Raw genomic sequence first — 991 nt, forward strand, 5'->3', positions numbered from 1 at the left:
TCTACAATTTGCATAATTTCCGCAATACTTTTCTTTACCTTTGGTGGTGCTTCTTTCTTTTTTCTAGATAAAAAACCTAACAGTTTTGGATTTTTCTTTTTCGAAGTGTCTTTCTTTGGCTTTTCTTTCTTCTGTTTTTTTACTTTTGGTTCTACCTTTGGTTTTTCTTCTTTCTTTTTGTTGGGTACCACCTTCACAATTTCTTTTGGTTCAGAAATTGATTCTTTTACGTTTTTTTCGTTAAATCGAAATGCATTTTTCTTCGGTCTTTCTAGTTGTTTTGGCTTTTCTTTCTCTACATCTTTTTCGCTGAATAACGCCATATGTGATCCCTCCCTTATTGATCGTTATCAATGGCGCAATATGCACCTTTCCTTCTTAGCAAAGTAATAATCAATACTTCATACATTCGTTTTTGAGGATTCGTACTTGGTCGCCAAATCATGATAATTGCAATAGCTACCATGAAAAGAATAAATGGTAACTGAAAGGACTCATGTACGAAGTTCCTAAGAATCATTGTTACAACTAATAAACCAATTAATAAAAAGAAATCTATTAAATAAAGCACTTTATTAATCCGTAATTCTGTACTGATTTCCTTCGGAATCCGATAGCTTCTCATCGGGATTCCCTCCTTTTCGACAATAAAAAATAAGCGTACGATTACGCTTATTTTTTATCCGTATTCTTTTTATTTTTGTTTACAATATCTCTCCAACTTTTACCCGTATTTTGACCCATCTGATAAAAACGCTTTGTATTCTGTACCGTTTCCGAATTATGAATGCGCTCTTGCACTCCTCTTACCTTTTGTTTCACCGATGATGTCGTATGTTTAACTTTTTCGGTTGTATATTGTCCTAATGTCCGTGTTTCTTGCCCTCTACTTGCTGCCACTTCTTTATCACTTTCATAAGGAATAATCGGGCTACTATGTGTCACCGTTACGATGTCGGCTGATACCGGGCTACTTCCGCTTGGTGCTGAT

At 35.0% G+C, this 991-nt stretch carries 1 protein-coding gene and 2 pseudogenes; all 3 read right to left on the reverse strand.

Features of this window, described 5'->3' with window-relative positions; translation table 11 throughout:
- Positions 1 to 323 (reverse strand): annotated as a pseudogene (locus MR160_RS33695) (hypothetical protein); the annotation flags it as partial.
- A 14-nt stretch (positions 324 to 337) separates the two neighbouring features.
- The gene (locus MR160_RS33700; RefSeq protein WP_001258281.1) at positions 338 to 625 is read right to left on the reverse strand and encodes a DUF5592 family protein; all 288 of its coding nucleotides are present in this window, start codon (positions 623 to 625) and stop codon (positions 338 to 340) included.
- 47 nt (positions 626 to 672) lie between these two features.
- Positions 673 to 991, reverse strand: a pseudogene (locus tag MR160_RS33705) (hypothetical protein); the annotation flags it as partial.

The organism is Bacillus cereus group sp. BfR-BA-01382, assembly GCF_022663475.1.
GTDB lineage: Bacteria > Bacillota > Bacilli > Bacillales > Bacillaceae_G > Bacillus_A > Bacillus_A thuringiensis_S.